25 protein-coding genes are annotated in these 24,035 nt (G+C 73.4%); 8 read left to right on the top strand and 17 right to left on the bottom strand.

What is annotated here, in order from left to right; translation table 11 throughout:
- Positions 1-126: 126 nt before the first annotated feature.
- The 3 genes from Q3W68_RS17650 to Q3W68_RS17640 all read right to left on the bottom strand — a co-directional run bounded on the left by Q3W68_RS17650 (position 127) and on the right by Q3W68_RS17640 (position 3,087).
- The gene (locus tag Q3W68_RS17650; RefSeq protein ID WP_368045745.1) at positions 127-1,227 is read right to left on the bottom strand and encodes a DUF3626 domain-containing protein; all 1,101 of its coding nucleotides are present in this window, start codon (positions 1,225-1,227) and stop codon (positions 127-129) included.
- 145 nt (positions 1,228-1,372) lie between these two features.
- A complete protein-coding gene (locus Q3W68_RS17645) occupies positions 1,373-2,002 on the bottom strand; it encodes an MBL fold metallo-hydrolase (protein ID WP_302906479.1) in 630 nt (209 codons plus the stop codon).
- On the bottom strand, positions 1,999-3,087 hold the full coding sequence (locus Q3W68_RS17640) for an S-(hydroxymethyl)mycothiol dehydrogenase (protein WP_302906478.1): 1,089 nt from the start codon (positions 3,085-3,087) through the stop codon (positions 1,999-2,001). The genes Q3W68_RS17645 and Q3W68_RS17640 overlap by 4 nt, the downstream gene beginning before the upstream one ends.
- Before the next feature lie 139 nt (positions 3,088-3,226).
- Here Q3W68_RS17640 and Q3W68_RS17635 point away from each other — a divergent pair, with 139 nt between their 5' ends.
- Entirely contained in the window at positions 3,227-3,646 is a 420-nt protein-coding gene (locus Q3W68_RS17635; protein ID WP_302906477.1) for a hypothetical protein, read from the top strand.
- 45 nt (positions 3,647-3,691) lie between these two features.
- On the opposite strand, the gene Q3W68_RS17630 is transcribed toward Q3W68_RS17635, so the two are convergent.
- From Q3W68_RS17630 to Q3W68_RS17610, 5 genes are all read right to left on the bottom strand, one after another.
- Positions 3,692-4,975, bottom strand: a complete 1,284-nt coding sequence (locus Q3W68_RS17630; RefSeq protein ID WP_302906476.1) for a nitrate/nitrite transporter — start codon at positions 4,973-4,975, stop codon at positions 3,692-3,694.
- Positions 4,972-5,622, bottom strand: a complete 651-nt coding sequence (locus tag Q3W68_RS17625; RefSeq protein ID WP_302906475.1) for a GntR family transcriptional regulator — start codon at positions 5,620-5,622, stop codon at positions 4,972-4,974. The genes Q3W68_RS17630 and Q3W68_RS17625 overlap by 4 nt, the downstream gene beginning before the upstream one ends.
- Before the next feature lie 69 nt (positions 5,623-5,691).
- Complete coding sequence (locus Q3W68_RS17620; RefSeq protein WP_302906474.1) at positions 5,692-6,531, bottom strand: alpha/beta fold hydrolase; 840 nt, start codon at positions 6,529-6,531, stop codon at positions 5,692-5,694.
- Positions 6,528-7,496, bottom strand: coding sequence for an SDR family oxidoreductase (locus Q3W68_RS17615; RefSeq protein ID WP_302906473.1), 969 nt, complete (start codon positions 7,494-7,496; stop codon positions 6,528-6,530). Before Q3W68_RS17615 ends, Q3W68_RS17620 begins: the two co-directional genes overlap by 4 nt.
- Positions 7,489-8,994 (bottom strand): NAD(P)/FAD-dependent oxidoreductase, encoded by a 1,506-nt coding sequence (locus tag Q3W68_RS17610; RefSeq protein ID WP_302906472.1) that lies wholly within the window; start codon positions 8,992-8,994, stop codon positions 7,489-7,491. Before Q3W68_RS17610 ends, Q3W68_RS17615 begins: the two co-directional genes overlap by 8 nt.
- 115 nt (positions 8,995-9,109) lie before the next feature.
- Between Q3W68_RS17610 and Q3W68_RS17605 the strand changes: the two genes are divergently transcribed.
- A complete protein-coding gene (locus Q3W68_RS17605) occupies positions 9,110-9,805 on the top strand; it encodes a TetR/AcrR family transcriptional regulator (protein WP_302906471.1) in 696 nt (231 codons plus the stop codon).
- Here the strand turns inward: Q3W68_RS17605 and Q3W68_RS17600 are convergent.
- Positions 9,780-10,235, bottom strand: coding sequence for a hypothetical protein (locus tag Q3W68_RS17600; RefSeq protein WP_302906470.1), 456 nt, complete (start codon positions 10,233-10,235; stop codon positions 9,780-9,782). The genes Q3W68_RS17605 and Q3W68_RS17600 overlap by 26 nt on opposite strands.
- Complete coding sequence (locus Q3W68_RS17595) at positions 10,235-10,711, bottom strand: hypothetical protein (RefSeq protein WP_302906469.1); 477 nt, start codon at positions 10,709-10,711, stop codon at positions 10,235-10,237. The genes Q3W68_RS17600 and Q3W68_RS17595 overlap by 1 nt, the downstream gene beginning before the upstream one ends.
- Positions 10,712-10,755: 44 nt before the next feature.
- On the opposite strand from Q3W68_RS17595, the gene Q3W68_RS17590 reads away from it, so the two are divergent.
- Complete coding sequence (locus Q3W68_RS17590; RefSeq protein ID WP_302906468.1) at positions 10,756-11,748, top strand: YafY family protein; 993 nt, start codon at positions 10,756-10,758, stop codon at positions 11,746-11,748.
- Between the two features lie 50 nt (positions 11,749-11,798).
- On the opposite strand, the gene Q3W68_RS17585 is transcribed toward Q3W68_RS17590, so the two are convergent.
- Positions 11,799-13,277 carry a PLP-dependent aminotransferase family protein gene (locus Q3W68_RS17585; protein WP_302906467.1) on the bottom strand — a complete coding sequence of 493 codons (1,479 nt, stop codon included), beginning with the start codon at positions 13,275-13,277 and terminating at the stop codon, positions 11,799-11,801.
- A gap of 29 nt (positions 13,278-13,306) precedes the next feature.
- On the opposite strand from Q3W68_RS17585, the gene Q3W68_RS17580 reads away from it, so the two are divergent.
- Together Q3W68_RS17580 and Q3W68_RS17575 are read left to right on the top strand one after the other, a co-directional pair.
- Positions 13,307-13,915 (top strand): LysE family translocator, encoded by a 609-nt coding sequence (locus Q3W68_RS17580; RefSeq protein WP_302906466.1) that lies wholly within the window; start codon positions 13,307-13,309, stop codon positions 13,913-13,915.
- Positions 13,916-13,946: 31 nt separating this feature from the next.
- Entirely contained in the window at positions 13,947-14,654 is a 708-nt protein-coding gene (locus Q3W68_RS17575) for a B3/4 domain-containing protein (RefSeq protein WP_302906465.1), read from the top strand.
- Between the two features lie 118 nt (positions 14,655-14,772).
- On the opposite strand, the gene Q3W68_RS17570 is transcribed toward Q3W68_RS17575, so the two are convergent.
- On the bottom strand, positions 14,773-15,162 hold the full coding sequence (locus Q3W68_RS17570) for a hypothetical protein (protein ID WP_302906464.1): 390 nt from the start codon (positions 15,160-15,162) through the stop codon (positions 14,773-14,775).
- A gap of 93 nt (positions 15,163-15,255) precedes the next feature.
- On the opposite strand from Q3W68_RS17570, the gene Q3W68_RS17565 reads away from it, so the two are divergent.
- Positions 15,256-16,062 (top strand): SDR family oxidoreductase, encoded by an 807-nt coding sequence (locus Q3W68_RS17565; RefSeq protein ID WP_302906463.1) that lies wholly within the window; start codon positions 15,256-15,258, stop codon positions 16,060-16,062.
- Between the two features lie 98 nt (positions 16,063-16,160).
- Here Q3W68_RS17565 and Q3W68_RS17560 read toward each other — a convergent pair whose 3' ends face one another.
- The 5 genes from Q3W68_RS17560 to Q3W68_RS17540 all read right to left on the bottom strand — a co-directional run bounded on the left by Q3W68_RS17560 (position 16,161) and on the right by Q3W68_RS17540 (position 22,190).
- On the bottom strand, positions 16,161-17,249 hold the full coding sequence (locus tag Q3W68_RS17560; protein WP_302906462.1) for an ABC transporter ATP-binding protein: 1,089 nt from the start codon (positions 17,247-17,249) through the stop codon (positions 16,161-16,163).
- Positions 17,246-18,310, bottom strand: a complete 1,065-nt coding sequence (locus Q3W68_RS17555; protein ID WP_302906461.1) for an ABC transporter ATP-binding protein — start codon at positions 18,308-18,310, stop codon at positions 17,246-17,248. Before Q3W68_RS17555 ends, Q3W68_RS17560 begins: the two co-directional genes overlap by 4 nt.
- A gap of 14 nt (positions 18,311-18,324) precedes the next feature.
- On the bottom strand, positions 18,325-19,314 hold the full coding sequence (locus Q3W68_RS17550) for an ABC transporter permease (protein WP_302906460.1): 990 nt from the start codon (positions 19,312-19,314) through the stop codon (positions 18,325-18,327).
- Positions 19,315-19,377: 63 nt separating this feature from the next.
- A complete protein-coding gene (locus Q3W68_RS17545) occupies positions 19,378-21,126 on the bottom strand; it encodes an ABC transporter substrate-binding protein (RefSeq protein ID WP_302906459.1) in 1,749 nt (582 codons plus the stop codon).
- 56 nt (positions 21,127-21,182) lie between these two features.
- A complete protein-coding gene (locus Q3W68_RS17540; protein ID WP_302906458.1) occupies positions 21,183-22,190 on the bottom strand; it encodes an ABC transporter permease in 1,008 nt (335 codons plus the stop codon).
- A gap of 406 nt (positions 22,191-22,596) precedes the next feature.
- On the opposite strand from Q3W68_RS17540, the gene Q3W68_RS17535 reads away from it, so the two are divergent.
- Together Q3W68_RS17535 and Q3W68_RS17530 are read left to right on the top strand one after the other, a co-directional pair.
- Positions 22,597-22,998, top strand: coding sequence for an SSI family serine proteinase inhibitor (locus Q3W68_RS17535; RefSeq protein WP_302906457.1), 402 nt, complete (start codon positions 22,597-22,599; stop codon positions 22,996-22,998).
- A 120-nt stretch (positions 22,999-23,118) separates the two neighbouring features.
- Positions 23,119-24,000, top strand: coding sequence for a pentapeptide repeat-containing protein (locus Q3W68_RS17530; RefSeq protein ID WP_302906456.1), 882 nt, complete (start codon positions 23,119-23,121; stop codon positions 23,998-24,000).
- Positions 24,001-24,035 lie beyond the last annotated feature (35 nt).

Below are 24,035 nucleotides of genomic sequence, written 5' to 3'. Positions count from 1 at the left end.
CGGTACGGGGGACACAACGAGCCCGAAGTGTCGGTCATTCCGTAAATGCCGGGCAGCGCCGAGGCTGCGATCCAGGTCACCCGCGGACTGCGGCAGCAGGGCGGCGCAGGCGCAGACCGGGAGGAATCAGGCCGGGGCGCCGAATCGGACCAGCACGTGCCAGAGCTGCTTGAGGTGCTGAAGCGTGACCGCCGCCGGTCCCCGGTCGGCCCAGCGCTGCGGCTCGCGTACCACCGACGCGGCGGCGCGGCCGACGAGCGCCGCGTCCAGCGGCTCCCCCGGACGGGCGAACTCCGCGGCCACCCGTGCGGCCAGCGGCGGGATGTCGGGGCCGCGGAACTCGGCGTCCACGCCGTCGACCGGCAGCACGAAGCCGGGGTGGAAGCGCAGCGCCAGACCGTGCCGCGCGGCGATCCCCTCCAGGCGGCGTCCCACGTCCGTGCCGCGGAACGACGGGTCGGCCACGAGCGCCTCGACGTCGCGGGCGAGGTCGATCTCGCCGTGCACCTGCGCCTCGATGTAGTCGTCCAGCGCCCGGCCGACCCGCCCGGACTCCCGTTCCCGGCGGCGCAACAGCGTCCGCAGCAGCGTGCCGGTGTCCATGCCGGCCACGCCCAGGGCGACACCGGTCCCGGCGGTGGCGGTCAGCAGCGCCGCGAACACCGGCTCGAAGACGTCGGCGGTGCCGAACTCGGTGGGCTCGACGTGGCTGTCACCGAAGGTGAACGTCGCCCGCGCCAGCACCTCCGGGCGCAGCCGCAGGTGGCAGGACCCGAACCGGGGGCACGCGCCGTCGGCGTGGTCGAGCAGGTTCAGGCCGCCGTACTTGGGGCGCTCCGCCGGGAGCACGCCGGGACGCTGGTACGCCCCGCCGAACATCGCCCGCTCCCAGACGTCCCGGTCGCCGCCCGGGTACGCGGTCAGCCCGCCGTTGGAGATGCCGGTCTCGAACTGGCTGCGGTAGACGCCCTCCCCGTCCAGCGCCTCGACCACTGTGCGGCCGTCCCGCAGCACCCGGTCCGGGTGGAAGTTGAGCGTCAGCCGCCCGTACCCGGTCACCGCGGCGACCACCTCCTCGTACCGGTACGTGGCGCCGGACGCGGCGAGGTGATCGGCGATGACGGCGAGCGCCGCCGGGCGGTCGCGCAGCGCGACGTCGCGGACGTGGCGCAGCGCGGCGGACTGGGCGTCGGTGAGGGTGGCGACGGGCACGGGCCCGAGTATCACCGGACCCGGCGGCGCGCGGCCACACCGTTTCCGCGCCCGTCCACAGCGGACGGACGCCCGTTGGCGCCGGGCGCGGGCGGCCCGGGAGACGCCGCGCGGGCCCGGCCGGAGCAGTCCGGTCCGGGCCCGCGCGGATGCGGGGTCCTCAGTGGCCCCGGGCGATCCACTCGTCCAGGTGCGGCGCCTCGGCCCCGATGGTGGTGTCGTCGCCGTGCCCGGTGTGCACCACCGTCTCCGGTGGCAGCGTGAACAGCCGGGTACGGATCGACTCGACGATGGTGCCGAAGTCGCTGTACGACCGCCCGGTCGCGCCCGGCCCACCGGCGAACAGCGTGTCGCCGGTGAAGACCGCGCCCAGGTCGGGGGCGTAGAGGCTGCACGCGCCGGGGCTGTGGCCGGGCGTGTGCAGCACCCGCAGCGTGGTCCCGCCGACGGTGAACGTCTGCCCGTCGGTCAGCTCGCCGTCCGGCGCCGTGTCCGGGTGCACCATGTCCCACAGCACCCGGTCGGCCGGGTGCAGCAGCACCGGCGCGCCGGTGGCCCGGGCCAGCTCGGGCGCGACCCGGACGTGGTCGTCGTGGGCGTGCGTGGCGATGATCGCCAGCACCCGCCGGTCACCGATCACCTCGCGGAGGGCCGCCACGTCGTGCGGCGCGTCGAGGACGACGCACTCGGCGTCGTCGCCGATCACCCAGACGTTGTTGTCCACGTCGAACGTCTGGCCGTCGAGCGAGAACGTGCCGGAGGTGACGGCGTGGTCGACGCGGGCGGTCACGGGAAGACCACCACCGAGCGCAGCACGTCGCCGTGGTGCATCCGGGTGAACGCCTCCTCGACCTGGTCGAGCGCGATCTCCTCGGTGACGAACGCGTCCAGGTCCAGCCGGCCCTGCCGGTACAGCTCGGTCAGCATGGGGAAGTCGCGGCTGGGCAGGCAGTCGCCGTACCAGCTGGACTTGAGCGCGCCGCCGCGCCCGAAGACGTCGGCGAGCGGCAGGTCGACTGTCATCTCCGGCGTGGGCACGCCCACCAGCACGACGGTGCCGGCCAGGTCGCGCGCGTAGAACGCCTGCTTCCAGGTCTCCGGACGGCCCACCGCGTCGATCACCACGTCGGCGCCGAAGCCGCCGGTGGCGGCGCGGATCGCCTCCACCACGTCGTTCTCGGAGGCGTTCACGGTGTGGGTGGCGCCGAACTTGCGCGCCCAGTCGAGCTTGCGGGAGTCGGTGTCCACCGCGACGATCGTGGTCGCGCCGGCCAGGGCCGCGCCGGCCACCGCCGCGTCGCCGACGCCGCCGCAGCCGATCACCGCTACCGAGTCGCCCCGGGTCACGTTGCCGGTGTTCATGGCCGCGCCGAGGCCGGCCATCACGCCGCAGCCGAGCAGGCCGACCGCCGCCGGCCGGGCCGACGGGTCGACCTTCGTGCACTGCCCGGCGTGCACGAGCGTCTTCTCGGCGAACGCGCCGATACCGAGCGCGGGCGTCAGCTCGGTGCCGTCGGTGAGCGTCATCTTCTGCGCCGCGTTGTGGGTGGCGAAGCAGTACCACGGGCGGCCGCGCCGGCAGGCCCGGCACTGCCCGCAGACCGCGCGCCAGTTGAGCACCACGAAGTCGCCGGGCGCCACGTCGGTGACGCCGTCGCCCACCTGCTCCACGATGCCGGCGGCCTCGTGGCCGAGCAGGAACGGGTAGTCGTCGTTGATGCCGCCCTCGCGGTAGTGCAGGTCGGTGTGGCAGACGCCGCACGACTGGATGCGGACCACCGCCTCGCCCGGCCCCGGGTCCGGCACCACGATGGTGGTGACCTCCACGGGCGCGCCCTTGCGCCGCGACACGACTCCCCGGACTTCCTGGCTCACGGTGCCTCCTTCGTTACGTGCGTCTGCACCCAGAACCTACCGCTGATCATGACCCGCGAACCAATGAAGCCCGGCGGATTGTCCTGGTCATGACGGGGTACCCGGTGTGCCGGTTCTACCAGGTGGGACGGGAGTGATCATGAGGCTGTCACATGCGCCGCTGCGGGTCGCCATCGGCGCGTACATCCTGAACTCGGGGCTGGGCAAGCGGACCCTGGAGGGTGAGGCCGCCGCGGGCGTGCACGGCATGGCGGCCGGCGCGATGCCGCAGCTGCGGCAGATCCCGCCGGACCGTTTCGCCATGCTGCTGTCCCGGGGCGAGATCGCGCTCGGCGCGGCGCTGCTCACCCCGTTCGTCCCGTCGCTGCTCGCCGGCGCCGCGCTCACCGCGTTCGGCGCCGGGCTGGTGCAGCTCTACCTGAAGACGCCGGGCATGCGCGAGGGCACCAGCCTGCGGCCGAGCCAGGCGGGCATCGGCCTGGCCAAGGACGTGTGGCTGGTCGGCGCGGGGCTGACCCTGGTGCTCGACTCGCTGGTACGGCACCGGCACCGGCCCTGACCGGACCGGGCCGGACGCCCGCGAACCGCCGGGCCGCCTGCGTACTCAGGCCGCCGCCGGGACCGCGGCGGCGGCCCGCTCGGCGGCGAGCCGGCGACGGGCGGCGTTGCGGTAGCGCAGCACCTGCGCCGCGCCGAGCGCCCAGAGCAGGAACTGGACGGCGAACGCCCAGCGGAACGCGGACAGCGGCGGCGCGTCGTGCCCGGCCGGGGTGGCCAGGTCGAGCACCACGCCGACGGCCAGGATCAGCACGATCGAGGCGGCGAAACCGCCGACGTTGACGATGCCGGTGGCGCTGCCAATGCGGTGCACCGGGTTGAACGAGCGGGCGTAGTCGAACCCGATCATCGAGCCGGGGCCGTTCACCGCGAGCACCACCACGAGCGCCACCAGCAGCGCGTGCGGCGCCCGGCCGGGCCAGGCCAGCACCACCGCCCACATCCCGGCGGTGGCGGCGGTGATGGCGAAGACCAGCACCGAACGGTGGAACGGGTAGCGGGCGCACAGGTGCGCGAGCACCGGCCCGCACACGAGCGTCACCATCGTCATCACGGTGAGCAGCCCGGCCGCCGCGGTGGGCGAGAAACCCTGTCCCTGCACCAGGAACGGGTAGCCCCACAGCAGTGCGAACACCGAGCCGGAGAACTGGGTGACGAAGTGCGTCCACAGGCCCAGCCGGGTGCCCGGCTGGGCCCATGCCTCGGCGAGCCGGCGGCGCACGGTGGCCAGGTCGGGCGCGAGCGCGGTGGCGTGCTCGGCGTGCGGGGTGTCGCGGACCGCGACGAGGACCAGCAGCACCACAGTCGCGCCGAGCGCCGCGGCGGTCAGGAACGCCGGCGTCCAGCCCGCGCGGTGCAGCAGCAGCACCAGGGGTACGGCGCCGAGCACCGCGCCGAGCTGGCCGACGGTGCCGGTGAGCTGCACCAGCAGCGGATTGCGCCGGCCGGGGAACCAGAACGCGACGATGCGCAGCACGCTGATGAACGTCATCGCGTCGCCCAGGCCGACGAGCACCCGGGCGGCGACCGCGAGCGGCACGTCCGCGGCGACGGCGAACATGAGCTGCCCGGCCACCATCAGCGCGCCGCCGGCCAGCAGCAGGCGGCGCGAGCCGTAGCGGTCCAGCAGCACCCCGACCGGGACCTGCATGACGGCGTAGACGGCGAGCTGGGCGACGGAGAACGTGGCGAGCGCGGCGGCGTTGATGTGGAAGCGGTCCGCCGCGTCGACCCCTGTGACGCCGAGCGAGCTGCGGTGGAACACGGCGGTCAGGTACGCGGTCAGTGCCACCGCGTACACCAGGGCTGCGGGCCGGCGGGGCGCGCTCACCGCAGCGTTCCGAGCATCCGCGCGGCGGTGTCGATGTGCGCGGCGACCGCGTCGTGCCACGCCTGCGGGTCGTCGCCGTCGAGCGCGGCGAGCTGGCCGGCGTGCTCGGTGAGGGCGACCTCGGCCCAGCCGGGCGAGAGCCGGAAGCTCGCCTCGCCCATGCGCAGCTGCCGGTCGCGCAACCGGTGGTACAGCTCGGCCAGGATCTCGTTGCCGGCCGCCTCGACCACGGCGGCGTGGAATGAGCGGTCGGCGGCCATCAGAGCGGTGATGTCACCGGCGGCGTGCGCGCGGCGCATCTCGTCCAGCCGGCGGGCCAGGTCGGCGCGCAGCTCGGCGCGGCGCGGCCAGACCCGGTCGGCGGCGTGCAGCTCGACCAGGCGGCGGGCCTCGATGACGTCGGCGATCTCCCGGGCCGACACCGGCCGGATCAGCGCGCCCCGCTTGGGGTAGAGCTTGACCAGCCCTTCGCTCTCCAGCCGCAGCAGCGCCTCCCGGACCGGGGTCCGGGACACGCCCGTCGCCTCGGCGATCTCGCCCTCGCTGACGAGCTGGCCGCCCGGGTAGACCTGTTCCAGGATGGCCTGCTTGAGGTGCCGGTACGCCCGCTCGGCGGCGGACGGCGCAATCCGGCTGGGATGCGTCATGTATCTAAGCTTGCTCCCCCGGCCGGCGGGACGGTCCGGCGCGGGCCGGGACAGTGGCGAAGGCCACGGTCAGGCCCACAGCTCCCGCAGCAGCGCCTCCACCTCGGCGGTCCGCTCGATCTGCGGCATGTGCCCGGTGTCGCGGAACAGGTGGCTGCGCGCCTTCGGCAGCCGCGTGCGGGCGTACGTCAGATGCGCGGCGGGCAGGACCAGGTCGCGCTCGCCCCAGACGAGGAGCGTGGGCAGGTCGAGCGCGGCCACCGCGTCGAGCAGGTCGGCACGCCACTGCGGGCGTACGCCCCGCCAGGTGCCCAGGTCGCGGACCAGCTCCCGCATCACCCGGGCCGCGTGCGGCTGACCGGCCGCCGCCAGCGCGGTGGCGATCCGCTCGTCGGTGACGTACGCCGGGTCGTAGAAGATCGCCCGCTCGGTACGCCGGGCGATCTTCGGGTGCGGGCGCAGCAGCAGCGGCGCCAGCGGGCGGATCGCCAGCAGCCGCAGCGCCACCGTCACCTCGCGGCCGAAGCCGGCGCTGTTGAGCAGCGCCAGGCTGGCGGCGCGCTGCGGCGCGTCGGCGGCCAGGCGCATGGCCACCGCTCCGCCGAGGGAGTTGCCCACCAGGTGGGCCGGGCCGGTCACCCCGGCCACGTCCAGGAACCGGGCGACCGCCGCGGCCAGGGCCGGGAGCGTGTGCGGGCCGTCCAGCGGCGCGGAGCCGCCGTGCCCGGGCAGGTCCACCGCGAGCACCAGGTGGTCGCGGGCCAGCGCGGTGTGCAGGGCGGTGAAGTCGTCGAGGGTACGGCCGATGCCGTGCAGCAGCACCACGGGCGGCCCGTCGCCGCTGATCCGGCACCGGGTACGGCGTCCGTCGACGGTGCGCTCGTCGGCCGGGGGCAGGACGAGCGTCACGCCTGGCGTCCGGGTTCCGCCGCGGCCTCCTCGCCGGCCCGGGGAGACGGCACCGGCACGGCGGCGTCCGCCGCGACGGGGGACGCCTCGGCGGCCGGGGCGGCGGGGCGGGCCGGGCCGGCGGGCGCGGCGGCGGGCCGGGCCGGGCGCATGCCGAGGGCCAGCACCTTGCCGTAGCCGGCGGGGGCGACGCGGGCGAGCAGGTCGGGCAGCTTCGCCGACCAGCCGATCAGCACCCGCCCGCGGCGTCGCTGCGCGCCGCGCAGGATCACCTCGGCGGCTGTGGCCGGGTCGATGGTGAGCAGCTTCTCGAACTGCTTGCGCCCGGCCTCGTACTCCTCACGGGAGACCCCGCTGCCGACCCGGGCGCTGGCGGCGATCCGGGTGCGGATGCCGCCCGGGTGCACCGATGTGACGCCGATGCCGTCGTCGACCAGTTCGTGGCGCAGCGCCTCGGTGAAGCCGCGCACGGCGAACTTGCTCGCCGAGTACGCGGCCTGCCCGGCAGGCGCGATCAGCCCGAACAGGCTGGACACGTTCACCAGGTGGGCGCCGGGCTCGGCCTTGAGCGCGGGCAGCAGCGCGTGGGTCAGGCGGACCACCGCCCGGAAGTTGATCTCGATGACCCAGAGGAACTCCTCCAGGGTGACCTGGTCGAAGCGCCCGCCCAGCGCCACGCCGGCGTTGTTGATCAGCAGCCGGATCCGGGGATGCGCACTGTGGATCTCGGCGGCGACCCGGTCGGTGGCCTCGGCGTCGGCCAGGTCCACCAGGTGGGTCTCCACCCGCCGATCCGGGTACGCGGCCCGGATCGCGGCGACGGTCGCGGCCAGGCCGTCGGCGTCGCGGTCGAGCAGCACCAGGTCGGCGCCGCGCCGGGCCAGCCCGTGGGCCAGCGCCGCGCCGATGCCGCCGGCCGCGCCGGTGAGCACCGCCGTGCCGCCGGGAAAGACGAGGTCACGCATCGGTTCCTCCGGAGCTTGTCGTGGCGGCCGAGGCGGTGGCGGGCGCGCCGGCGCGGGCGAACCGCACCCCGTCGGTGAGCGGGCCGTGCCGCATCAGGCGTACGTCGCGGGGATAGTTCTGGTGCAGCCGCCACGGGGCCTGCGGCCCCTGCTTGGGCAACTGGTCCACGGCGCGCAGCACGTAGCCGGACTGGAGGTCGATGATCGGCACCAGGTCGTCGGTGTCCGGGGCGAGCGGCGTGACGATCTGCTGCCCGGTGTCGTCGAGGTGGCGCAGCAGCCGGCAGACGTACGTGGCGACGAGGTCGGCCTTGAGCGTCCAGGAGGCGTTCGTGTAGCCGATGGTCATGGCGAAGTTCGGCACGCCGGACAGCATCATGCCCTTGTAGGCCACCGTCGATGCGAGGTCGACCTCGGCGCCGTCGACGTTCAGGGTCATGCCGCCGAGCGCGAGCAGGTTGAGGCCGGTGGCGGTGACCACCACGTCGGCGGGCAGTTCCTCGCCGGAGGTGAGCCGGATGCCGTGCTCGGTGAACGTGTCGATGGTGTCGGTCACCACGGACGCGCGGCCGGCGCTCAGCGCGGCGAACAGGTCCCCGTCCGGCACCACGCAGAGCCGCTGGTCCCAGGGGTTGTAGCGGGGCGAGAAGTGCCTGTCGACGTCGTACCCGGACGGAAGGCGGCCCTTCGCGGCCCGGCGCAGGAACCGCTTCACCACACCGGGGGCGCGGCGGCTGAGCTGGAAGTTGGCCACGCCGAGCGCGACGTTCTTCCACCGGGCCACCGCGTACGCGGCCTTCGGGGGCAGCCAGCGCCGCGCGGCGTCGGCGAACGGGTCGCGCGAGGGCAGTGCGATCACGTACGTCGGTGAGCGCTGGAGCATGGTGACGTGCTCGGCCCGCTCGGCCATGGCCGGGACCAGTGTGACGGCGGTGGCGCCGCTGCCGATCACCACTACCCGCTTGCCGGCGTAGTCCAGGTCGTCGGGCCAGTGCTGCGGGTGCACGAGCGTGCCGGCGTACCGCTCGACGCCGGGGAACCGTGGCGTGTAGCCCTCGTCGTAGCGGTAGTAGCCGGAGTTGGTGAACAGGAACCCGCAGGTGACGGTGACGTCCTCGCCGGTGTCGTCGCGGTGGGCGTGCACGGTCCAGCGTGCGGTGGCGCTGTCCCACTCGGCGCGTACCGCCCGGTGGTGGAAGCGGATGTGCCGCTCCACGTCGTACTCGCGGGCGGTCTGGCGCACGTACGCCCGGATGGAGTCGCCGTCGGCGATGGCCTTCGGGTCGGTCCACGGCTTGAACGAGTAGCCGAGGGTGTACATGTCCGAGTCGGAGCGGATGCCCGGGTAGCGGAACAGGTCCCAGGTGCCGCCGATGGCGCCCCGGGCCTCCAGTACGGCGTAGGTCTTGCCGGGGCATTCGCGTCCGAGGTGGACGGCGGCGCCGATGCCGGACAGGCCGGCCCCGACGATGAGGACGTCGACGTGGTCTGCGGCCATCGCTTCTCCCGTTCGCACCGGCGGTGGACCGGACACTATCCATCGCCGTCGACCGCAGTCAACACCGTGTCGAGTCGAATCGACACGGTGTCGAGCGGGTGTAGCATCAGCCGACATGACGACCGCCCGTACGCCGGCCGGCGCCGCGCCGACGCGCGGACGGCGAGCCGGCCGGTCCACCGGCGACGAGCGGGAGACGGCGATCCTGGCCACGGCCGAACGGTTGCTGACCCAGCGCCCCTTCGCCGACATCTCCATCGACGACCTGGCCCGCGGCGCGGGCATCTCGCGGCCCACGTTCTACTTCTACTTCCCGTCCAAGAACGCGGTGCTGCTCACGCTGCTCGACCGTGTCACCGAGGAGGCCGACGCCGCCGCCGGTGGCGTGTTCGAGCGGCTCGCCGAGGATCCGCGCGCCCACTGGCGGGAGCTGATCGCCCGGTTCCACGCCACCTTCGGCGGGCACCGCGACGTGGTGCTGGCCTGCGCCCAGGTGCGCGGCACCAACGCCGAGGTGCGGCGGCTCTGGGCCGAGGTGCTGGAACGCTGGGTCCGCGCGGTGCAGGCCGCGATCGAGGCCGAACGCGCCCGCGGCGCGGCCCCGGACGGGCTGCCCGCCCGGGACCTCGCCATCGCGCTGAACTCGATGAACGAACGCGTCTGGTACGCCACGTTCGCCGGGGACGGCCCGGCGGTGGCCGAGCGGGACGTGGTCGACGTGCTGCTCGACGTGTGGCTGACCGCGATCTACCGGACCACCACGCCGCCGGTCACGCCGCCGCCACTCACGCCGTCCGGCGGAACTCCATGACCCAGTTGGTCTCCCAGGTGCGCTCACCGTCGGTGGAGAACGCCTGCTCCCACCGGCAGGAGACCGGGGTGATCGCCGACCAGAGGAACCGGCAGCGCACCGGCCGCCCCTCGTCGGTGTCGTCGGCGTAGAACTCACCGACACCATCGGTGAACCGGCCCACCACAGGCGGCAGCTCCAGCACGCCCCGCGCGCTGTGCATCCAGTAGATCGACCACAGCCCGGTCGCCGGGTTCAGGATGCGCACCGAGGCGCCGGAGAAACCCCGGCTCGGGCAGCGCATCTCGTCGAAGCTGCCCGCGCCGCCGAAGAACGAGCGCGCCTCACTGACGCCGGCGAACTCGTCCCAGTCGTCGCCGCCGACGTGCCGCTGCCGCAGCCGCCGGTTGGTCACGTCCCAGACGCCGGCGAGGAAGTCGAAGTCGCCCATCAGCGGCCCACCGGCCCCTCGGCCCGGGCGTCGGCAAGGTAGCCGGCCAGGTCCGGCCGGTCCGGCGCGAACACGTGCCGGATCCAGGCGGCGCGCTCGTGTTCCAGCACGCCCAGTTCCCAGACGCAGCCGACGCCGCGGCGGGTCAGGTCGACGAAGTGCGCCGGGTCGTCGTCCGGGCAGTCCAGCGCCGGCTGCCCGGCGATCGCGATCCGGCACTCGACCACGTTGTCGAAGAACCAGCTGTAGGCCAGCAGGTACGCCCCGGTGTCCGCGCCCCGGTGCAGCACCACCCAGCTCGCCGGCGGGGTCGTGCCGTCCGGGCCGGGCAGCAGCGCCGGCAGGTACGCGTACGCGGCGTCGACCACCCGCGGTTCGAGGCGGCGGTCCGGCTGGTCGATGTGGTAGCGCTTGACGTGCCGGCCGCCGACCTCGACGGTCCCCGGCACTGTCAGCTCCTTGTCGTGAAAAGCCATGCGGGCACGCTAGGACCGCTCCCCTGACAGCTACTGTCAGTGGAATGCGGGCCAGTCGACTCCTGTCCATCCTGCTGCTCCTGCAGGCGCACGGCCGGCTGACCGCCGCCGACCTGGCCGCCCGCCTCCAGGTGTCGGCGCGCACCGTCTACCGGGACGTGGAGGCGTTGCACGCCGCCGGCATCCCCCTGTACGGCGAGGCCGGACACGACGGCGGCTACCGGCTCGTGGAGGGCTGGCGGACCCGGCTGACCGGGCTGACCGCCGGGGAGGCCGACCGGCTCCTCTTCGCCGGGCTTCCCGGGCCGGCCGCCGAACTGGGCTACCAGTCGGTCGTCGCCGCCGTGCAGCTCAAGCTGCGGGCCGCGCTGCCCGCGCCGCTGGCCGACCGGGCGGCCCGGCTGGAGCAGCGGTTCCACCTGGACACACCGGGCTGGTACTCCGACGGTGACCCGTCGCCGCACCTGACCGAGGCCGCCGAGGCGGTGTGGCGGCAGCACCGGGTCCGGGTGCGCTACCGGGGCTGGCGGGGCGAGACGACCCGGGTCCTCGAACCGTACGGGCTGGTGCTCAAGGGCGGGCGCTGGTACCTGGTCGCCGCCCGGCCGGACCGCGCCGACCCGGCCACCTACCGGGTCAACCAGATCCTCGACCTGACGCCGCTGGGCGAGCCGTTCGAGCGGCCGGACTTCGACCTGCCGGCCTGGTGGCGCGCGCACGTGGTGGAGTTCCGGGCCGGGCTGCACCGCGACGAGGCGCGCATCCGGCTGTCGCCGCGCGGGTTCGCCCGGCTGCGCGAGGTCGGCAGCGACGTGGTGGTGGCCGCCGCCGAGGCGAGCGCCGGCCCGCCCGACGCCTCCGGCTGGGTGCACGCGGTCATCCCGATCGAGTCGCTCACCCACGCCCACGGCGACCTGCTCCGGCTCGGCGCCGAGGTGGAGGTTCTCGCCCCCGCCCCGCTGCGCGCCCGCCTGGCCGAGACCGCCGCCGCCCTGGCCGCCCTCTATCCTCCGCCCACCCCGCCCGTCCCCCTTTGATCAAGGAGTTCGTGTCCGTCGACGAGATCGACCCGGCGCGAACTCCTTGATCAAAGGGGCGGGGTCCGGTGTGCGCCGGCCACCGTGGAGAGCGCTCGGTCGATCTCGGAGGGCGGGGTGGCCGCGTACCCGAGGACCAGGCCGGGTGGTTGCGGGCGCTGGCCGTGCCAGGACAGCGGGTGGACCTTGACGCCGCGGCGCAGCGCCGCCGCCGCGAGCGCGCGGTCGTCGACGTCGCCGGGCAGCGTGACCATCAGGTGCAGCCCGGCCGCGGCACCGTGCACCACAGCCCCCGGCAGGTACGCGCGGACCGCCCGGACCATCGCGTCCCGGCGACGTACGTGCCGGTGGCGCAGCAGCCGCAGGTGCCGTTCCAGCGCGCCGGACTCCATCAGCTCGGCCAGCACGAGCTGTGGCAACGCCGCGTTGCCGAGGTCGGCCCCACGCTTCGCGGCCACCACGTCGGCGTGCAGCGCGGGCGGCACCAGCATCCACCCGATCCGCAGAGCCGGCGCGAGCAGCTTGGAGATGCTGCCGACGTAGCAGACCCGGTCCGGCGCCATGGCACGCAGCGCCGGCACCGGCGGACGGTCGTAGCGGTGCTCGGCGTCGTAGTCGTCCTCCACCACCAGGCCGCCGCCCCGTGCCCACCGCAGCAGCCGCCGGCGCCGGTCGCCGTCGAGCACCACGCCGGTCGGGAACTGGTGCGCCGGGGTGAGCAGCACGGCCGGCGCGCCGGAGCGCTCCAGCTCGTCGACGCACAGTCCCCGGTCGTCCACCGGGACCGGCGGTGTCGCCAGCCCGGCGTAGACCAGGTGCTGCCGTACGCCGAGGGAGCCGGGATCCTCCACCGCCACGGTGTGCGTGCCCCGGTCGTGCAGCACCCGCGCGAGCAGGCCGAGCGCCTGGGACACCCCGGCCACGATCACCACCTCGGCCGGGTCCGCGCGGACGCCCCGGTTGCGGGCCAGCCAGTTCGCGACGGCCAGTCGCAGCGCGGGCGTCCCGGTCGGGTCGCCGTAGCCGAGCGCCGCGGGCGTCATCCGGTGCAGCACGGCCCGCTCGGCCCGCAACCAGGCCGCGCGGGGAAAGGCCGCCAGATCGGGTACGCCGGGAGTCAGGTCCACCTGCGCGGGTACGGCGCGCAACTCGTCGAAGGCGTCGACGCCGGGCCGGGTGGCGAACACCTCCGGTGCTCTCCTCGGCTCGGACGGCCGCGTGACCACGGCGGTCGGCGTGGCGACCACCACCGTTCCGACCCGGCCGCGTCCCGCCACCTGCCCGTCCTCGGCGAGCCGCTGGTACGCCTCGGTCACCACGCCGCGGGAGACGCCCAGCTCGGCGGCGAGCACCCGGCTGGCGGGCAGGCGGGTGCCCACCGGCGCCCGGCCGTCGGCGATCGCGGAACGCAGCCGGGCGGCCAGCCAGTCGGCGCGGCCACCGGGCGGCGCCTCGCCGACGTCGAGCTGGAGGAAATCCGCACCGGCCGCTTTGGACTCCTCGGGAACGACGTGTTTGGCCCTGTCCATCGGGCCATTATGGTCGCAGGCTGGACCGCATGACAGTCGCCTTCCTGCTCACCTCGCTCGTCGTCGCGATCACTCCGGGCACCGGGGTGATGCACACGCTCGCCACCGCCGTGACCGCCGGACGCCGGGCCGGCCTGGCCGCTGCTGCCGGCGGCACGCTCAGCCTCGTCCCGCACGTGATCGCCGCGGTGACCGGCCTGGCCGCCCTGCTGCGCGCCGGCACCCCGGCGTTCCGCGTGGTGACCTGGCTGGGTGTGGCGTACCTGCTCTGGATGGCCTGGTCGGCGCTGCGCGACCGGGGCACGTTCGCCCTCGACGGTGACCGGCCCCCGCGTCCCGCGGCGGCCGTGTTCCGGGACGGGGTGCTGCTGAACCTGCTGAACCCGAAGGTGACGGTGTTCTTCGTGGCGTTCCTGCCGCAGTTCGTACCGCCGGACGCGCCCGCCGCCACAGTGCGCATGCTCGCCTACGGCCTGGTGTTCATGGCAGTCACGCTGCTGGTGTTCGCCGGGTACGCGCTCCTGGCCGGTGCGCTGCGCCGCCGCGTGCTGTCCCGGCCCCGGCTGACCGGGCTGCTGCGGCACGCCTTCGCCGGCAGCTTCCTCGTCCTGGGCCTCGGCCTCGCGTTCACCGCCTAGCCCGCCCTCACCGCCCAGAAGGAGCCTTCCCGTGCGTTTCCGTCACTCCCCCGAGATCTGGTCGGCCTTCCCCGAACTGACCTGCGGCGTCCTGCACGCCACGGGCGTCACGCCCGACGTCGACGTGGTGCCACGGCTGGCCGGTTACCTCGGCACCGCGCGGGACCGGCTCGCCGCCGGGTCGGAGGGTGGCTTCCCGGAGATCCAGGCGTGGCGTCGCGCGTTCACCCGGATGGGCTGCCCGCCGACCCGCTACCGCTGCGCGGCCGAGTCACTGCTGCGCCGGCTGCGGCGGGACGGGGACGTGCCCCGGCTGCATCCGCTCGTGGACCTCGGCAACGCGCTGTCCGTCCGGTACGCGGTGCCGGTCGCCGTGCTCGACCTGGCCCGGATCGACGGCGACCTGACCGTGCGCCCGGCCGACGGCACGGAGCACTACCTGGGGCTCGGCGGGGAGAGCGAGCACCCCGCGCCCGGCGAGGTGATCTTCGCCGACCGGGGCGGACACGCGCACGCCCGGCGCTGGTGTCACCGGCAGAGCGGCGCGTCGGCGGTACGGGCCGGCACCACCGAGGTGCTCGTGGTGATCGAGGCGATGCACGAGGGCGCGGCGCCGGCAGTGCGCCGGATGCTGGACGAGCTGGCGGCCGCGCTGGTCGAGCAGTGGTGTGTGCCGTCGCGGACGGCGCTGCTCACCGCGGACGCGCCGGAGTTCGCCGTCCCGGTCCGGACGGGCTGACCCCGCCGGCGTGATGACGACCGGTCGGGCGGCGTGGCGGCTGCCGGTCGCGCGGCGTGGTCGCCGACGCGCAGGTTTCGGGCGCACGGCGACGACGCTGGTAGCCGACCGCTCGTGGTCAGGCGTCGGGGTCGGTCCGGTCGCGCGCCATCAGCTCGTCGAACTCGGCCGCGGTGATCTCGCCGGTGCGCAGTCGGCGGGCGTTGGCGGCGAACCGGGCGATCGCCGCGCCGCGCGGGTCCGGCTCGGTGAGCAGGCCCGCGTCGGCGGTCAGAGCGCTCGCGGCACCCGCCACGTCGTGCGGATCGGCCACGTCGACCGGCTCGCCGTGCAGCTCCCGCAGGGCGTCGGCGAGCCGCGCGTCGGCGGCGTCGCCGGTGCCCCACAAGCGCCGGGCCAGGTCGACGGTGCGGCCGAGCGAATCCTCCCCCACCCGTTCGGCGCCTATCTCGGCACGCATCATGCGCAGGAAGCGGAATGTCACGGCATCGGAGTCATCGGCGATCACGCCCGTACCCTAGCGAGCGGGTCCGACGAAACCGCCGGGCGAGCCGGGGTCGTCCGGCCGGTTGAGGCCGCCACCCGCGGGTAGTGCGCGGACATGCCCGAACGATACGAGGACTACGACCGCGTCGCGATCGTCACCGGCGCGGACTCCGGCATCGGCAAGGCGTGCGCGGTGGCGCTCGCCGAAGCCGGTTACGACATCGGCATCACCTGGTACGGCGACGCGGCGGGCGCCGAACGCACCGCCACCGAGGTGCGCGCCACCGGCCGCCGCTGCGAGACCGCCGAGCTGGACCTGACCCGTCTCCCCGAGGCGGCGGCGGTGGTCGACGAGCTGGCCGATCGGCTCGGCGGCCTGGGCGTACTCGTCAACAACGCCGGCACCGGCCTCTCCGAACCCTTCGTGGACGTGAGCTGGGATAAGTGGCGGGAGGTGCTCGCGGTGGACCTGGACGGGCCGTTCCTGTGCTCGCAGCGGGCCGCCCGGCTGATGCGCGCCGCCGGGCGGGGCGGCCGGATCATCAGCATCACCAGCGTGCACGAGCACGCACCCCGGGTCGGCTCGTCGGCGTACTGCGCCGCCAAGGGCGGGCTCGGTCTGCTCACGAAGGTGATGGCGCAGGAACTGGCCGCCGACGGGATCACGGTGAACGCGGTGGCGCCGGGTGAGATCGCCACTCCGATGACCGGGCAGGAGGACGTCGACCCGTTCACCCAGGAGCGTCCGGGCGTGCCGGTGGGACGTCCCGGTGACGCCCGCGAGGTGGCGGCGGTGGTGGCGATGCTTGCCTCACCGGCTGCGGCGTACGTGACGGGGGCCTCGTGGGCGGTGGACGGGGGGATGCTGTTGATGGGTCCGCAGGCTTCTGCTCTTTCCTCTGATTCCTGGCGGTCCGTCTGAGGTCCGTGCTCGGGAGGTCACCGTTCAGGGCCGGGGCGACCGTGCCGCCAGGCGGTCAGGAGTTATTCGGGCACGGTCGCCCCCGGCCGCGTCGTGGGTCAGGGTCGTTCGTTGCTGCCGGGTTCGAGGGCGGCTTCCGTGGGCGCGTCGAGCGGTGCTTGCTGCTGCTCCGGGTAGTGGCAGGCGGTGAGCTGCCGGCCGCCGTCGCGGGTGACCAGCGCCGGTTCTTCGGTGGCGCAGTGGTCGGTGGCTTTCCAGCAGCGGGTGCGGAAGCGGCAGCCTGATGGTGGGTTGAGTGGGGTGGGGACGTCGCCGGTGAGGCGGATGCGTCCGGCGGGTCCGAGTGCGGTGACGTCGGGGATGGCGGACAGCAGCGCCCGGGTGTAGGGGTGCTGGGGGCGGGTGTAGATGGTGTCGCGGTCGCCGATCTCGACGATCTTGCCGAGGTACATGACGGCGACGCGGTGGCAGAAGTGCCGCACGACGGCGAGGTCGTGGGCGATGAACACGAATGCCAGGTCGAGGTCGCGTTGCAGGTTGATGACCTGCGCCTGGATCGACACGTCCAGCGCGGAGACGGGTTCGTCGGCCACGATCAGTTTCGGTTTCAGCGCCAGGGCGCGGGCGATGCCGATGCGCTGGCGTTGCCCGCCGGAGAACTCGTGCGGATACCTGTTGTAGTGCTCCGGGTTCAACCCGACGAGTTCGAGCAGTTCCTGGACCCGTTTCTTCACCCCGCCGGGCGGGGTGATCCGGTTGACCTGCAACGGCATGGCCACGATCCGCCCGACCGTGTGGCGGGGGTTCAGCGACGCGTACGGGTCCTGGAAGATGATCTGCAGGTCCTGCCGCAACGCCCGCAACTCACGACGCCCACCGTGGGTGATGTCCCGCCCCGCGAAGGTGATGCTGCCGGCGGTGGGTTCCAGCAGACGCACCAGCATCCGCCCGGTCGTGGTCTTCCCACACCCCGACTCCCCCACCAACCCGAGCGTCTCCCCCGCACGCACGTCGAAGTCCAGCCCGTCGACCGCCCGCACCGCACCCCGCGCACGCAGACCCTGCCGCACCGGGAAGTGCTTCGTCAGCCCCCGCACCGACAGCAACGGCTCAGCCGCCTCCCCTGATGCCGCCTCACCGCGCCGCGCGCCGACGGCCACGCCGGTCGTGTCCTGGCCGGTGTTCATCTCGCCACCCCCACCTGCGCGACCTCGTCGCGGTAGATCCGCTCCCGCGCGGCGACCGGCAGATGGCAGGCCACCAGATGACCCGCCACCCCCGCCGTGACCAGCTCCGGCACCTCCGTGCGGGAGCGGTCGCCGTTCACCCCGGACCAGCGGCACCGCGGATGGAACGCGCACCCCGACGGCAGGTTGATCAGCGACGGCGGGTTACCCGGGATGGGCAGCAGGTCCGCGTCGGCGTCACCGTGCAACGACGGCACACTCGACAACAACCCCCACGTGTACGGATGCTGCGGCGCCCGCAACACCCGCTCCACACTCCCGTGCTCCACCGCCCGACCCGCATACATCACCAACACGTCATCAGCCACCTGCGACACCACACCCAAGTCGTGGGTGATCAACACGATCGCGGACCGGAACTCGTCCTGCAGATCACTGAGCAGGTCCAGGATCTGCGCCTGCACCGTCACGTCCAGGGCGGTGGTCGGCTCGTCGGCGATCAGCAGGTCTGGGTCGTTGACCAGCGCCATCGCGATCATCGCCCGCTGCCGCATCCCACCGGAGAACTCATGCGGATACTGATCAAACCGCTTCGCCGGCTGCGGAATCCCCACCCGCCCCAGCATGTCCACCGCCCGCGTGCGCGCCTCCCGCCGACCCGCCCTCGGATGATGCACCCGATATGCCTCCGCGATCTGCCGCCCCACCGAGTAGTACGGATGCAACGCCGACAACGGATCCTGAAAGACCATCGCCATGTCCCGGCCCCGCAGCCGCCGCACCTCCTCCTCACCCGACCCGACCAGCTGACGCCCACCCACCCAGATCTCCCCCGAGACGGCCGTCCGCTTCGCGTTGTGCAGACCGAGAATCGCCAGCGACGTCACGCTCTTACCCGACCCGGACTCCCCCACGATCCCGAGCGTGCGACCCCGCTCCACCGCGAACGACACACCGTCCACGGCCCGCACCACACCGTCCTCGGTGTCGAACCGCACCCGCAGATCCCTGACCCGCAGGTACGGGCCCTCGCCGCTACGCGGCACCGGAAGCTCCACCATGTCCGTCCCCTCCCTCAGCTCAGCCGGACCCGTGGGTCGATCACCGCGTACAGCACGTCGACGACGATGTTGGCGACCACGATGAACACCGCTGCCAGCAGCACCGTCGCCATCACCACCGGCAGGTTGAGGAACTGCACCGCCTCCACAGTCGCCTTGCCGAGACCCTGGAGGCCGAAGATGGTCTCGGTGATGAACGTGCCGCCGAGGCTGGTGCCGATGTCCAGCCCGGCGATCGTGACGATCGGGGTGATCGCCGCCCGCAACGCGTGCCGGGTGTGCACCTTCCGGGCGGGCAGCCCCTTCGCCCGGGCGGTACGGACGAAGTCCTCCGACAGCGTCTCCAGCATCTGGGCCCGGGACAGCCGGGCGTACAGCGCGGAGTTGAGGAAACCGAGCGTCATCCAGGGCAGCAGCAGCCCGCCCGCCCAGCGCAGCGGGCTCTCGGTCAGCGGGGTGTAGCTGGGGAACGGCAGCAGCCCGGTGGAGTAGACGAGCAGGTAGAGCAGGATCAGCCCGAAGAAGTAGACCTGCATCGACGCCCCGGCCAGCGTGACGCCGATCGCGGCGCGGTCGAACGCCGTACCGCGGCGTAGCGCCGACACCATGCCGAGCGAGACGCCGAGGCCGAGCCAGAGCACGGCGCCACCGAGGACGATGCTGAACGTCACCGGGGCGCGCTGGGCGACGATCTCGGTGACCGGCTGGTTGTTGCGGAACGAGTAGCCGAGGCAGGGCGCCGGGCAGTCCTGCCGGAAGTCACCCTCGCCGTAGGTGCGGCCGGCGAAGACGCCGTGCACGAAGTCGGCGTACTGCCGGGGCAGCGGCTGGTCGATGCCGAGGCGGCGCTCGACCTGCGCGATGTCCTCGGCCGTGCAGTTCTTGCCACACATCACCTTCGCCGGGCTGCTCGGCACCGCGAAGAAGAGGACGAACGTGACAAGGCTGATGACGACCAGGGTCAGGGCGGCGACGAGCAGCCGCCGTACGACGAAACGGAGCACGGGAGCACCTCCCCCGGGGTGGGCGCGGGGACGGCCGCCGTGGCAGCCGCCCCCGCGCGGCTGTCACTTCTTCACGTAGATGCCGTTGAGCGAGATGATCCCGAAGGCGTCGCTGAGGAAGGCGTTGCCGACCTTCGAGCCGTGCAGCTCGTAGGTGGCGTCGTAGTAGCAGGGCACGACCGGGGCGTACTTCTCCATGATCATGCGGTCGAGCGCCATCCAGCCGGCGTCCTGCTCCGCGGCCGGCAGGTCGCGCACCCGGTCGATCTCCGCGCTGACGGACGGTTCGTTGAGATACGACAGGTTCTGGTTGCCCTCGGCCACGATCTCCCGTCCGTCGTAGACCGGCGGGATGACGGTCGAGCCGGTGGGCCAGTCCGAGCCCCAGCCGGTGAGGTAGAGGTCGTACGGGTTGCCCTTGCGGCCGACCTCGTCGTAGTAGCTGCTGTTGTCGATCGGCTTCATCACGATGTCGAAGCCCATGTCGGTGAGGTTCTTGCGCAGCGCCTCGGCCTGCTGGGTGCGTAGTTCCAGGTTGGAGTGGGCGAGCACCAGCTTCGGCCGCTTGCCGGCGAGCAACTCGGCGGTCTTGGCCTTGTCGCCGGTGACCGGGGCGTTGAACAGGTCGTACGGGACGAACCCGGCGGTGGTGGGCGACATGAGCGTGGTGGCGGGTGAGCCCGCGGCCTGCCCGCCGAGCACCTTGAGCAGGGCGTCCTTGTCGACGGCGTAGTTCAGCGCCCGCCGTACGCTCAGGTCGGTGACCCGCTGGGTGTTGATGCTCAGCACCCAGTTGTACTGCGTCGGGCCGCGCACCACCCGGTCGGCGACGCCCGCGCCGGTGGTGCGGGGCAGCACCGACGGCGGCACGTCCGACCAGCTCAGCGCCGCCTGGTCGGCCGGCCCGTCGGCGACCAGACGCTCCGCGATCTGGGCCTGCTCCAGGCCGAACGTCATCCGGATCGCGTCCGGGTACGCGTTGCGGATCGGGTCGGTCGCCGGATCCCAGTTCGGGTTGCGTTCCAGCTCCAGCGACACGTCGCGCTGGTAGGACTTCACCCGGTACGGCCCGGACGAGAACGGCCGCAGGTCGTAGTTCGCGCGGGTGTCCTTCGCGGCGGGCACCGGCGCGCTGGTGGGCAGCGCCGCGGCGTACGGCAGGTCGCAGTGCGGCTGCGGGAAGGTGAACCGGATGGTCCGGTCGTCGGGTGTGGTGACGCCGTCGGGCACCGGCTTGCCGCCGTCGTACGGTCCCTTGTAGGTGGCGTTGTACGCCCCGCCCGGGTACAGCCACTGCTGGATGTAGTGCGGGCCCTCGTTGAGGTTCGCCGCGAACGACCTGGCGATGCCGTGTGCGACGTCCTTGCTGGACACCGGCGTGCCGTCCTCGTACTTCACGCCGTCGCGCAGGGTGAACTCCCAGACCTTGCAGTCACCGTTCACGTCCTTGCCGGGGTTGGTGGCCAGGTCGCCGACGAGCAGCAGCTTGCCGCTGCCGTCCTCCTTGTAGCCGTTGAGCGCGCGGTAGAGCAGCCCGCCGGCGACCTGCTGCACGTTGACGTAGTTGCGGGCCGGGTCCAGGTGCTCGAAGTCGGCCGGCTGCATGACGGTGAGGGTGCCGCCGCGGGTCGCCCCGTCGACGTCCTTCGCCGGGCCCTGGTTGTCGGCGGCCTCGTACGAGACAGATCCGCTCTGGGTCTTGGTCTTCTGGTCGTCGCCGCCCCCGCCGTCGTCGGTGGTGGGGCTGCAGCCGGCGGCGGCCAGCGCCGCCGCCGCGAGGACACCTGTCAGTGTCCGGGTTCGTGCGCGCACGGTTGCTCCTTCCTGCCCGGCGGCCCCCGCCGGCCGGGCACTGATGGCCGTGGGGACTACCGGGTGGAGCGGGGGTCCAGCGAGTCGCGCAGCGCGTCACCGAGCAGGTTGAACGCCAGGACCAGCAGGAAGACCGTCAACCCGGGGAACAGGGTGTACCAGGGGTCGCTCGCGACGTAGCCGATGCTGTTGAAGATCATGCGGCCCAGGTCGGGCGTGGGTTCGGTGACGCCGATGTTGACGAACGCCAGCGCCGCCTCGATGGCGATGAACTGCGGCACCATCAGCGAGACGGTGACCAGGATCGGCGCCCAGATGTTCGGCAGCAGCTGCCGCAGCAGGATGTGCGCGGTGCCGGCGCCGGCGGCCCGGGCCGCGTCGACGAACTCCCGCTCCCGCAGCGAGATCACCTGCCCGCGGACCAGACGCGCGGTGTACGTCCAGCTGAACAGGCCGAAGGTGGCGACGATCAGGGCCACCCGGAAGGCCGGCGACGGCGCCTCCCGGTCGGAGTAGAAGCGGTCCTGGAGGATCGGGATGACCGCCAGCGCGAAGATGAGGAACGGGAACGCCAGCGTGAGGTCGATCAGCCAGTTGACGACGCTGTCCAGCCAGCCTCTGGCCCATCCGGCCAGCACACCCACCGCGACACCGATGCCGCATGCCAGCAGCGCCGAGGTGAACGCGATGAACAGGGACGTCCGCAGGCCGTAGACCAGTTGCATCAGGATGTCCCGGCCACTGCCGGGTTCGAGCCCGAGCCAATGGTCGGAGCTGATTCCGCCGGCATACCCGATCGGCATTCCGAAATCGTTGAGACGGTCCACGAACTTGTCGGTCGGGTCGATTCCGGTGAGCCGTCCCAGCAGCGGCGCGCCGAGCGCGACCAGGGCGGCGACGGCGAGCGTGACGGCACTGGCCTTGGCCGTACGGTCGCGTTTGAGCCGCAGCCAGGCGAGCCGGCCGGGTGACCGGCCGACGAATTCGCCGGGCCGGCCGGGCGGGCCGGGAACGGCCTCGACGTCGGGGCCGGGGGCGGCCGGTGGGTGCGACAGTTCGCTCATGAGCAGTCCTCCCGATGGGGACGAAAACGCCCTGCCACCCGACGGTAATGCGCTTCCGGGCACCGAAAAGAATCGTTCCGATAACGGCCGTTCCGGTTGTCGAGCATTGACAACGATCCGGCGTACGGAATGCATCGGCGCAATAACGGCGCTATTCGGTTGTCAGCCTTTCAGGCAGGCGTGTCGCGAATTCGGAATGCGTTGCCGCGAGGCATTCAAGCGGTTGTCAGCCGTTCGGGCATTCCCGTACGCCGGTGTCACACCGACGGTCCGCGCGGTCGGCCGGTGCAACCCTTCGTGACTCTTCGCGTTCACACCGTCCACCTAGGGTTCTCGGCGGTCCGGTTCGCACGACGTGCCGGGCCGCCCACCGGCCCTCACCCGGGCCCCGACGGAAGGACCACCCATGCCCTTCGCCCGACGTACCGCCGCTGCGGCCCTGGCCGCCGCGCTCGGCGGCCTCGCCGCGCCGGCCTCCCCCGCGGACGCCGCCCCGCGCCCCGGCCCGGAGACCCCCTCGGTGCTGCTGCTCACCGTCGACGACGGCACCGCCGTGCGCGCCGCGGTGCTGACCTGCGGGCCCACCGGCGGCCTGCACCCCGACCCGATCACCGCCTGCCGGCTCGTCGCCCGCGTCGACGGCGATCTGGACGCGCTCGACATGGACGGCGCGCCGTGCACCTCCCAGTACGCCCCGGTCGTCGCCCGCGCCGCGGGCTTCTGGCAGGACCGTCCGGTCTCCTACACCCGGACGTTCGGCAACCCCTGCCTGATGCAACGCACCACAGCCGCCCTCTTCACCTTCTGACCCTCCCCTCCCCACCCCTTCGCGTCGATCATGAGGTTGGCGGCGTTTCCGGTCCGATTTGTCGCCGTCAACCTCATGATCGACGGGGCAGGTGGGGTGGGGGCGGGGTGGGTGCGGAGAATGGTGCGGGTGGACGGGGGTGCTGTGGACGGGCGCGTGGTAGGTGGCGGGCGGGAGTTGCGGGCAGACTGTTCGCGCTGCGCCGGGGTGTGCTGCGTCGCGCCGGCGTTCACCGCGTCGGCCGACTTCGCCATCGACAAACCCGCCGGGCGGCCCTGCCCGAACCTGGGCGCCGACTTCCGCTGCGGCATCCACACCGAGCTACGGGAACGCGGCTTCCCCGGATGCACGGTGTTCGACTGCTTCGGCGCCGGTCAGCACCTCACCCGGCACACGTTCGCCGGCCGCGACTGGCGCGCCGACGCGGCCACCGCGCAGCGGATGTTCGACAGCTTCGCGGTGCTGCGGCCGCTGCACGAGCTGCTGTGGTACCTGACCGAGGCGGTACGCCTCACCGCGCCCGGACCGCTGCGCGACGAGCTGACCGCCGCGCTCGACGAGACCGGCCGGCTCACCGACGGCACCCCTGACGAACTGCTCGCCCTCGACGTCGGCGCACACCGGGACCGGGCCAACCGCCTGCTGTCCCGCGCCGCCGAGCAGGCCCGCGCCGGGCGGGCCGGCCCGGACCGCCGGGGCGCGATGCTGATCGGGGTGGACCTGCGCCGTACCCCGCTGACCGGGGCGAACCTGCGCGGCGCCTGCCTGATCGGCGCCGACCTGCGGGGCGTACGCCTCGGCGCCGCCGACCTGACCGGCGCGGACCTGCGCGGGGCCGACCTGCGCGGCGCGGACCTGGGCGAGTGCCTGTTCACGCACCAGTCGCAGCTCGACGCCGCACGCGGCGACCACCGGACGGTGCTGCCGCCGGGGCTGCGCCGCCCGCCCCACTGGTCCCTGACGCTGAACCCGGCTCGTCCCCGCCCACGCCGGCGCCGCTGACCCCACCCTCGGCGGTGATCAAGGAATTTGTGTCC

Origin of the sequence: Micromonospora sp. C28ISP2-4, from assembly GCF_030519385.1 — a bacterium.
GTDB classification, from domain to species: Bacteria; Actinomycetota; Actinomycetes; order Mycobacteriales; family Micromonosporaceae; genus Micromonospora; species Micromonospora tulbaghiae.
The sequence above is the reverse complement of the archived record's forward strand: the minus strand, read 5'-3'. Positions and strand labels throughout refer to the sequence as shown.